Here is a 10,427-nt window from a genome sequence, read left to right on the forward strand (position 1 = left end):
TTCGTTATTTTTCAAACAAGAGGGAACAGAAAACGGGGACAAGGGAATACATAACTTTAGACGGGGCGGGTTTATTAACATCAGGGCGAAACATAACAATATGATCATTCAATCTTCCCCTGCTCCCTCTGCTCCCTCTGCTCCCTCTGCTCCCTCTGCTCCCTCTGCTCCCTCTGCTCCCCCTGCTCCCCGGCTAGGGTCTACGCCAGCGGCGTCCGTCCCGATTAATCAGGTTTTCCGCCTCCGTGGGTTCCCAAGTCCCAGCTTCGTATTGGGGAATTGATTTGGGGTCAGTGGGTGCTTCCCAAGCGGATAGGGCTGGGGTAATCACCCGCCATGCTTCTTCCACTTCATCGGCACGGGTAAACAACGTTTGATCCCCCAACATACAATCGAGTAATAATCGATTGTAGGCATCGGATGTCGCCATGCCAAAGGATGAGCCATAGCTAAAATCCATATCCACTGTGCGGGTACGTAGCTGCGGACCCGGCATTTTTGCCTCAAATCGCAGGGAAATGCCTTCATTGGGTTGAATCCGCATCGTTAGCACATTGGGGCTGGTTTGTTGAGCGGCGGATTGGAAAATCAGTAAGGGGACATCGCGAAATTGAATCGCAATCTCACTAACTTTCTTCGGTAACCGCTTCCCTGTCCGCAGGTAGAAGGGAACACCTTGCCAACGCCAGTTATCGATCAGGAGTTTCATCGCCACGTAAGTGGGAGTGATGGAGTTGGGATCAACGCCTTCTTCTTCTCGATATCCTGGTACTGCCTCCCCTTTCATCCACCCTGCTTTGTACTGACCCCGAACAGCTGAATATTCTAAGTTATTAATATCGGCTAAATGTGTTGCCTGCACTACTTTTACCTTTTCAGTCCGGATACTATCTGCATCCAGGGAATTGGGGGGTTCCATTGCTGTCAAGCAAAACAGTTGCATCAAATGGTTCTGCACCATATCCCGCAGTGCACCTGAGCTTTCATAGTAACCCGCTCGATCTTCGACGCCCACGGTTTCGGCTACGGTAATCTGAACGTGATCGACAAACTGGCGATTCCACAAGGGTTCAAAGATGGCGTTGGCAAAGCGGAAGACTAAGAGATTCTGAACAGTTTCTTTGCCCAAGTAGTGGTCAATCCGATACACCTGATCCTCACGACACACTTGCTGCACCACCCGGTTGAGAATTTGGGCTGAACTCAAATCTCGACCAAAGGGTTTTTCGATCACCAGGCGATGCTTCATCGGATCTGCCAGCATTCCGGCTGTCCCCAGTTGGCGGATGGCTTCGGGGAAAAACTTAGGCGCAACGGCTAGATAAAATACCCGATTTCCCCGCGTCCCCCGTTTGCCATCCAGTTCTGCCAAAAATGCTTTTAATTTCTGATAGCTTTCCGGCTTATCCATATTACCGGGACAGTAAAATAGCCCTTCAGCAAAATCGTTCCACAGTTGTTCGGAGTGAATTCCATCAGAAAACTCCTCGATCCCTTCCCGCATCTGTTCCCGAAAATAGTCATGACTCCATTCTCGACGGGCTACACCAACAATTGTAATTTCGGCGGGAAGCCGTCGTTCGCGTTTGAGCTGATACAGGGCGGGTACTAGCTTGCGTTGGGTCAAGTCTCCCGATGCACCAAAAATCACTAAAATTAGTGGTTCTGGACTCCGTTCTTGTTGTAAACCAACGCGCAGGGGATTTTCTGTAAATGTCACCATTTTGAGTTTTGATTGTTGAATTTTTTGTAGGGGCGGGTTTGACTATTATCGTTTTTGACCTCACCCAGATTTGACTCGCGCCCGCCCCTACACCGTGACAGAGGTGGGTTCCAACCCTAGGTTCAAAGGGCGCAAGGATGGTGCCCCTACAGTAGGGTGTACCTCACCCGCAAGGGAACCGTTATACCTTTGCCAAGTCTTTGACTTTACTATCCAGAGAGGACATTAAGGACTCAAAGGGCTTGACAAATTTGTCAATACCTTCATCAAGTAGTTCATCCATCACTTGATCCAGATCGATCGCGATATCGGGATCTTTGAGGTTGTCAATTAACTGATGCGCCTGTTCCACATCGGTCTCAATCCGATTGTCTGGAGAACAGTGATCGGCACAAGCTTCGATTGTATTCGGTGGTAGGGTATTGACAGTATTTGGACCGATCAACTCATCGACGTACATGACATCGCTGTAGTCAGGATTTTTGGTGCTGGTGCTTGCCCACAAGAGGCGTTGCACGTTGGCACCTTTGGCGGACAGGGCTTTCCAGCGATCGGTTTGGATAATTTCTTTGAATTTCTGATAAGCGATTTTGGCATTCGCGATCGCGACTTTGCCTTTCACCTGTTTCAGTTTTGCCTCTTTCTCGATTCGGTCAACCCCAACTTTGAGTTTTTCGTCGATGCGATCGTCAATATTACTATCAATCCGGCTGAGGAAGAAACTGGCAACTGAGGCTAGCTTGCTAATATCTTCTCCTTTCTCTGCCCGCTTTTCTAAGCCTCGGACATAGGCCCAAGCGGTTTCAATGTAACTTTGGACTGAGAAAAGTAAGGTAACATTGACGTTAATCCCTTCACTAATCACTTGCTCAAAGGCGGGCAAGCCTTCGGGGGTTCCGGGGATTTTAATCATTACGTTTTCCCGACCAATGGCTTGATAATACCGACGGGCTTCATTAATCGTGCTTTCGGTATCTTTGGCGATTGTGGGGGGAACTTCAATGCTGACGTAACCGTCGAGACCACCAGTTTTCTCATAAATCGGTTGGAGAATATCACAAGCGTTGCGAATATCGTCAAAGACGAGGGATTCATAAATCTCCTGCACCGATTTTTTGGCTTTAATCCCAGCTTCGATGTCGGCGTCGTAAACTGCATTACCGACGATCGCTTTTTCAAAAATCGCTGGATTGGAGGTAATCCCGTGAACACCGCGATTCTCAATTAACTCTTTGAGTTCTCCGGATTCGATCAGAGTACGGCTGAGATTATCCATCCAGATACTCTGACCGTAATTGTTTTCGATTTCAAAGATCGGATTATTGGCTGTTGCTGTCATGCTTAAACTCCTAAATTAGGTTATGGGTTATTGTTTTGGATGCAAAGCTCATGTCTCTTCCCGAAGGAACCATCAATCATCCGTCACGGTTGACTTCTGGCTAAGAACCAGCCGCGATCGCGTCTTTTGATTCTCGTGTTCGTTCTTGAATAAAGGACTCCACTAACGCCACATCCTCTTTACTCCCGATAATCAACGGTGTGCGCGTATGGAGTTTTTCTGGCACCACATCCATCAGGTTTTGGGTGCCGGTACTGGCTCGACCCCCAGCTTGTTCTATTAAAAAGGCTAAGGGCGCTGTTTCATACAGTAGACGCAACTTCCCTTCCGGTTTCTTCACTGTACCCGGATAAATGAATACGCCCCCTTGACATAAAATCCGATGGAAGTCTCCCACTAATGCTCCACTATAGCGAGCCGTGTACCCTTCATGGCGATGAACGTAGCGAATATAGTCCCGAATCGATTCATCCCACTGCCAAAAGTTTCCTTCATTGACGCTATAAATCGGTCCATGCTCTGGCACTTTCATGTTTTCCTGGGACAGAATAAACTCACCCAAGCTCGGATCTAGGGTAAACCCATGCACCCCAGTGCCAATGGAGTAAACCAGCATTGTACTCGGTCCATAGATCACGTAGCCTGCGGCGATTTGTTGGTGTCCATCCTGCAACAGATCCTTCGCTTCGCCGTCGATGTCGTCGCCTTGTTGCCGACGAATGGCAAAAATTGAGCCGATATTTAAGTTAATATCAACATTCGAGGAGCCGTCAATCGGATCGTAGATTAGGGAATAACGACCAATCGGGCAGTTTTCGGGAATGTAGTAGGGTTTTTCCATTTCCTCGGATGCCAAGCGGCAAACGAGTCCACTTTGTTTAAAGACAGAGATAAACACATCGTTAGCATAAATATCCATCTTTTTGACGGATTCTCCCTGTACATTCACATTCCCGGTAAATCCCAATGCACCTTCGACCAAATCAGCGCGACTCAACCGCCGGGAAATAATTTTTGCGGCTAAGGCAATACGATTCATTAAGGCACTGAGATCTTGTGCGTCGGCACTGAAACTCTTAAGCTGTTGCAGAACATGCCGGGATAGCGTTGTGCAATCCCGATCCAGAGAATGCTCTTCGACTAAAGACCTCTCCACATCTGCCATATTTTGTCCTCCTTATCGTCGCGCTGTTGGTAAGCGATGGTCTGTCTTGGGTTAAGAAGCCTCGCTCACCAATCTGGCATAGTAGTCTTTTCCACTTTACTCCCTATCTTATAGAGGCATTGACCAACCAGCGTCTCACCTTAGAGGAATTTTGACATCTTTTGACGTTGGCGGCGGCAGTGCCGTTGCTCAGATCGCATAGAAATGATGTCAAATCCGGCTGATTCGGGATCAGGAGTGCGATCGCGGCGTGGCACACCTAAGCAAGATGGATTAGCCTCATACCCAGAAACTGTAGGGACGCACGCCCCGTCATTGGTGTCAACTTAAGCCCTAAAAGCAGGGGGAGATGGGGGAGCAGGGGGAGCAGAGGGAGCAGGGGGAGCAGGGGAAGCAGGGGGAGCAGGGGAAGCAGGGGAAGCAGGGGAAGCAGGGGGAGCAGAGGGAGCAGGGGGAGCACTACAGTACCCACCTCAGTTAAGGACTAATCAACTAAAATTTAGGAGTTGAAGTCATGAGAAAACTCTTCCCTGTTCCCGGTTAAAAGTTCCCTCCCCTCACCCCAATACCTATTCAGCAAGCCCTCGTTAGGAGACATTTAAAATGTCATTTAAAAAATTTCTCATAATTGGCACAACCCTAGTTGCTGTAGGAGGTGGCGCCGCTTATCTTTACGCCCAAGGATTTTGGGGTGTCGTAGATACCCCAGCCGCCAGTGCTAAAGTTATCCCCGATGAAGCCGTGATGGTTGGCTTTATTTCCACTGACCCTCAAGCTTGGATGCAGTTGCAGAAGTTTGGCACGCCAGAACTACAAACTTTAGTGAATCAGAGTCTGGACGATTTACAAGCAGAAACTTTTAAGGATTCCCAAATTAGTTACGAGAAAGACTTAGAACCTTGGCTGGGAAATGTCACGGTTGCCGTTTTACCGTCTACTTCTCCTGAAGCTGTAGACGACTCCCAGATTTTAACCGTTGTCACCATCAAAAATAAATTCAATCTCTTAAAGTTTGCCAGCCAATTAAAACGCGAAGAGAAACTGGGAAAAACTCAGGAGATTGACTATAACGGGTTGACGATTTTGGAGACAACCGACGCGGAAAAAACTTTCTATTCAGCCGTCTTGAGACAACATTTGGTCATATCCGAAGATGTGAAACCTGTACAATTAGCCATTGATAGTTTTAAGGGAAAACCGTCCCTGGCTAGCCAAGGGGATGTTGCTAAGCTATTCTCCCAAGATATCGATATTCTCAACCCAATCGTCAAGTTTTATATCCCTGACTATACTGCCTTTGTGCAAGAGATGGTTGCCAATAATCCAGAGGTTGCACCCTTACCCCCCGCCACCTTAGAACAGTTGCAAGGGTTTAAGTCAGTCAAAATGGGAATGGGGATTGATGACGTGGGAATCCGCCTGAAAACCATCGCCAATGTTGAACCCTCGGCAATTCAAGTCGAATTTAAACCCAATCCGGGTCAAATTATCAGTCAATTCCCCGCTTCAACGATGATGCTGTTAACCGGAAATGGGATTAGCCAAGGATGGGATGCGATCGCAGAATCCGCCCAAACCGATCCCCAATTGCAACAAGGACTCAACAGCCTCAGAAGTGCCGCCAATAGAATCAATTTAGACGTGGATAACGATATCTTTGGCTGGATGGATGGGGAATTTGCCCTCGGCGTGATTCCCTCCACAGAAGGGATACTCGCCCCCGTTGGCTTTGGTGGGGTGATTGTCTTTCAAACCAGCGATCGCGCCACCGCACAAGCTACATTAACTCAACTCGATACCCTCGCTCAACAAAATACCATTCAAGTTTTACCGAGAACGGTTCAAGGACAATCAGTTACTGAGTGGACAATTCCTGGACAAGGAACCTGGTTAGGATATGGTTGGCTGGATCAAAACACACTATTTATCGCGATTGGTGAACCGATGGTAGAAAAAATGCTGGCGAAGACTGAACCGTCTCTAGATCAGAGTGAATCGTTTACGGCGGTAACAGAAAATTTACCTCAATCTAATAATGGTTACTTTTATCTGGATATGGATAAAACGATGACTGTGGTTAATGGTTTTCTAGAAAATACCATCCCAGAAACACCTGACTCTTCCTCCGATACCCAAACTGCTTTAGCTATTTTAAATTCCGTGCAAGGAATCGGCGGAACTGCGACTCACGAAAACCCCTCGACTCATATTTTTGAAATGATTGTTAGGCTTGAACCTAAAACTATTAACCGATAAAATACTTGTATTGACCGACCGACGCTAGGACTTGCACTACGTCCGCGATCGCGCTTGGGTTATTTTAAATCTGAAGTTCCCCCTTTCAGATGTACTGCAACCGGGCTAAAGCCTTATACCGTAGTTTAATTTACCCCGGCGATCGGGTGGCAGGTATCCCTGGCTGTGGGCTGGTAAACTGTTTACAACTACCTTACTCAAAACTATTACGCTATCCTTATCGTTAACATGATCGTCGGTACGACAGAAGCCGCTGAAATTTTAAATATCTCTACCGCTCGACTGAGAGTCCTGCTGATTTCCGGTAGAGTGGAAGGCGCTTACAAGACCGGGAAAATGTGGTTAATGCCTCTATTTAACGGCAAACCGCTGATTAAGCCCGGTCAAAGAGGCCCGGCTCCCCGTTGGCGCAATCCCAGAAAGCCAGCGAAAACAATCATTCACGTTAACTCACAGAGAATTCGACAGAATCAAAAACACAACTCACACCAGCCGGTGATTACAGTCAAAAAGTGGTGCGACCCAACGCCGGTGATTGGGACAAAGGCACAGGCTCCCCAAACCGGCAAGACTAATGTGTATGGACATGAGGTAGAAATACCGGGAGGATGCCGGGTTGTTTATCGTCCAGATAGTCCCAGATGTGGTGCTAAGGTTTGGATCGAAACGTTTTACAACGTTAGGGTGATTTCTTGGCAGGAGGACGGCTCGTCTTAATTGAGAAGTTGAATTGAGTTATCCTCAAAATAAAGACCTTTACAAACAACTCAGCAAAACCGGGCTAAACCGATGAGATTCATCAGTCCCAAAACTGACTTTGCGTTCAAGAAAATCTTTGGCTCAAACGAGAGTAAGGACATTCTAATTTCCTTCCTCAATGCTATGATATACTCCGGTAATTCCATCATCCAGGACTTAGAAATTATCGAACCCTATAATCCTGGCAATGTGGTCAATTTAAAAGATAGTTATCTGGATGTTAAGGCAGTATTAGCCGATAAAACAAATGTAATTATTGAAATGCAACTTTGGAATGTTGAAGCGTTTCAAAAACGAGTCATTTATAACTTGTGTAAAACCTACACCAATCAGCTCAAGTCGGGACAGGGATATTCTTATCTCAATCCGGTCATTGCTTTAACCATCACTGACTTTAAATTATTCTCATCAACGGAAAAAGTAATTAACTGTTTTTACTTTCAAGAAGCCGTCGAACATCTTCCCTATCAGGAGCATGAGCTAAAGCTAGTGTTTGTGGAACTGCCAAAATTCACGAAGAAGCTGGAAGAGTTGGAGACAGTAATCGATAAGTGGATCTACTTTATCAAAGAAACGTCCAACTTAGAAATCATTCCTGAAAACCTGAGAGAAGTACCACAAATTGAAAAAGCCTTAACTATAGCGAATCAAGCTAGTTTGAGTGTTGAAGAGTTGGAAGAAATCCAAAAAGAAGAAATATTATTGGAGGACAGGCGAGGGGAATTGAGTTTAGCCAAAAGGGAAGGAATAGAAGAGGGAATAATAGAGGGAATAACAAAAGGCGAAAGAGCTTTACTATTGCGACAGATTGAGCGTCGTTTTGGAGAAATACCTGCTGACGCGATCGCATCAATTGAAGCCTTGACAGTCCAAGATTTAGAACGTTTAGGAGAAGCACTGTGGGATTTTAATACCCGTGAGGATTTACTCAACTGGCTGTCTTGATGTACCGTTGCCCAAGAACTGATTGAACAAATCGGTCAACTGGATATCTTACTCGTCTGTTGTGGTGGCGGTGGTTTACTTTCTGGCTGTGCGATTACCGCCAAAACCTTATTTCCCAATAGAAGCATGGATTAAGCTCAAAGGCTAGGGTTTTGTCCTTAACGTTGTTGAAATTCGACAACATCTTCTCGAATCACTACATCATAGTGACTATAGAAGTCTTGACCCAATAATCCCACGTCTAAATCTGCACCCCCAATCGCGACTTGGATATTCTGTTGAATCGCTTCTCCCACAGCGATAGATTCCACTTGACCAATCGCAAACTTAACCCCCTTAGCACTGGCTGTATCGGCGGTAATTTCACCCTCTGGAACTACACCCAGACGCTGCGCCATGGCTTGAGTAATCACTGTACCACTTGCCCCTGTATCAACAACCATGTTAAAGGTCTGTTCACCATTAAAGGTTACTTCAATTACAGGTGTTCGACCAATTCGCTCCTTGATTGGCGCTTTAACGATTTTTTGGGTTTCTCTATTTTCCTGTAACGGTTTCTCGGATGTCGCCGGATTTTCAGCATCTGCGTCTGAGGAATTGGGGATTTTAGTAACCGTTTGGGTGGCGACACTTAGGGGTTCAGGATCAGGGATAGGAGGACGAGTGGCTTGTTGTTGGGCAATGTTAAGATTGCGTTTATATTCTGCGATTTTCGACTGGGCGATCGCATAGGTGGGACTAGACGATGACACTGATTCTAAAAGCGCGATCGCCTCTTGCCAACGGCTGCTCACTAACTGCCAATCATCAGCCGATTGGGCAGATTGACTAATCGTCGCTGCGCTATAGGCAGTATCCAGTGCTTGTTGATAAATCTCTGTGGCGGTTTGGGGGGATGGCTGTGTGGTGGTTTCTACTGATTCCGGAGGTGTCGATGGTTGAGTGGAAACACTTGGCGCACTCGAGGTAACAATCGGTTGAGAGTCCTCCTCCAGACGCTCTGAGGAATCCAGACGACTACAAGCACCCATGTTTAATGTTAAGGTGCTAGAAACAAAGACAATGACGGCGCGATCGCAAAATGACATAGTATAGGCTCAAACAGCTCATGAGCTATTTCTTTTCATTATGACGAATGATTTTGCCTTTCTCCACTATCTTATGAGGGCAAAAAAATCAAGAGTTGCTATCGAAACGTGGGGGGAGAGGGGGAGTTATAGAACCCCATCCTCTACGCAACGTATCTTCAAAGCGGGACGCGATAGCGAGAGCGTGGAGTAGGTTGGGGGTACATTGGACTCCCCCAAGGTAAATTCAATTCAGTCAAACCCGATTGAATTTACAGATGCATTGGTTTTTTCTACAAAGTGTTATATAATTTTGTAGAAAAGAGGTGATACTTGTGTTGACATTAACTTACGAGTACAAAATTGAGCCAACAATTGAACAAGTAGCGGCAATTGAGCGTTATTTGGAAGTTTGTCGTCAGGTATGGAATTATGCTTTACGCGAACGTAAAGATTGGCTCAATTCTCGGAAATCTGATGTTAACGCTTGCTCTCTCATCTGTGAATACATTATACCTGCTGATGCACCATTTCCTAACTACAACTTGCAAGCCAAGTCTTTAACTGAGGCAAGGAAAAACAATCCTGAACTTAAATCAGTAAATGCCCAAGTTTTACAACAAGTGTTGAGGAAACTTGAAACAGCGTTTCTTGACATGAGTCGGAAAGGGATGGGTTTTCCTAGGTTCAAAAAACCAGGAAGAATGCGCTCCTTTGTGTTCCCTCAGTTCAAGACTAATCCAGTCAATGGAGAATCAATCAAGTTGCCTGAGTTGGGATGGGTCAAGATGAGGTTATCTCGTCCAATTCCAGACGGGTTCACCTTAAAGCAGGTTCGGATAGTTAAAAAAGCCTCTGGGTATTTCGCCATGCTGTCATTACAGTGTGATGTACAAATACCTGATGCAATACCACATGGTCATCCGATTGGGATTGACTTAGGATTAGAAAAGTTTTTAGCAACATCTGATGGGGAGTTAATCGCAAGACCTCGATTCTTTGATTCATTGCACCGTAAGCTTAAATTGCTACAACGCCGATTGAAGCACAAGAAAAAAGGGTCTAAGAACTGGCGAAAACTCAATCTGAAGATTGCTAGATTGCACCAACGAATTCATGACACCCGCAAAGACTTTCATTTTAAACTAGCTCACCACCTAGTCCAAGATGCCG

8 protein-coding genes and 1 pseudogene are annotated in these 10,427 nt (G+C 46.1%); 5 read left to right on the forward strand and 4 right to left on the reverse strand.

Annotation, left to right across the window (positions count from 1 at the left end):
• Positions 1-193: 193 nt before the first annotated feature.
• From zwf to fbp, 3 genes are all read right to left on the reverse strand, one after another.
• Positions 194-1,723: a glucose-6-phosphate dehydrogenase gene (gene zwf, locus RID09_RS13465; protein ID WP_446336443.1), complete on the reverse strand. Its 1,530-nt coding sequence runs from the start codon at positions 1,721-1,723 to the stop codon at positions 194-196.
• Between the two features lie 181 nt (positions 1,724-1,904).
• Positions 1,905-3,062: a transaldolase gene (tal, locus tag RID09_RS13470; RefSeq protein ID WP_446336444.1), complete on the reverse strand. Its 1,158-nt coding sequence runs from the start codon at positions 3,060-3,062 to the stop codon at positions 1,905-1,907.
• A gap of 100 nt (positions 3,063-3,162) precedes the next feature.
• Entirely contained in the window at positions 3,163-4,227 is a 1,065-nt protein-coding gene (gene fbp / locus RID09_RS13475) for a class 1 fructose-bisphosphatase (RefSeq protein WP_446336445.1), read from the reverse strand.
• A 603-nt stretch (positions 4,228-4,830) separates the two neighbouring features.
• Here fbp and RID09_RS13480 point away from each other — a divergent pair.
• From RID09_RS13480 to RID09_RS13495, 4 genes and pseudogenes are all read left to right on the forward strand, one after another.
• Positions 4,831-6,483, forward strand: a complete 1,653-nt coding sequence (locus RID09_RS13480; RefSeq protein WP_446336446.1) for a DUF3352 domain-containing protein — start codon at positions 4,831-4,833, stop codon at positions 6,481-6,483.
• A gap of 228 nt (positions 6,484-6,711) precedes the next feature.
• Complete coding sequence (locus RID09_RS13485; protein WP_446336447.1) at positions 6,712-7,200, forward strand: DNA-binding protein; 489 nt, start codon at positions 6,712-6,714, stop codon at positions 7,198-7,200.
• A gap of 72 nt (positions 7,201-7,272) precedes the next feature.
• On the forward strand, positions 7,273-8,187 hold the full coding sequence (locus RID09_RS13490; protein WP_446336448.1) for an Rpn family recombination-promoting nuclease/putative transposase: 915 nt from the start codon (positions 7,273-7,275) through the stop codon (positions 8,185-8,187).
• Between the two features lie 3 nt (positions 8,188-8,190).
• Positions 8,191-8,307 (forward strand): annotated as a pseudogene (locus RID09_RS13495) (pyridoxal-5'-phosphate-dependent protein); the annotation flags it as partial.
• Between the two features lie 38 nt (positions 8,308-8,345).
• Here RID09_RS13495 and RID09_RS13500 read toward each other — a convergent pair.
• Complete coding sequence (locus tag RID09_RS13500; protein WP_446336449.1) at positions 8,346-9,275, reverse strand: retroviral-like aspartic protease family protein; 930 nt, start codon at positions 9,273-9,275, stop codon at positions 8,346-8,348.
• A gap of 314 nt (positions 9,276-9,589) precedes the next feature.
• Here RID09_RS13500 and RID09_RS13505 point away from each other — a divergent pair.
• Positions 9,590-10,427: RNA-guided endonuclease InsQ/TnpB family protein (locus tag RID09_RS13505; RefSeq protein ID WP_446336450.1), on the forward strand; the 838-nt coding region annotated here is incomplete at its 3' end.

The organism is Coleofasciculus sp. G1-WW12-02, from assembly GCF_040219735.1.
In the GTDB taxonomy this organism is placed as follows: Bacteria; Cyanobacteriota; Cyanobacteriia; order Cyanobacteriales; family Coleofasciculaceae; genus Coleofasciculus.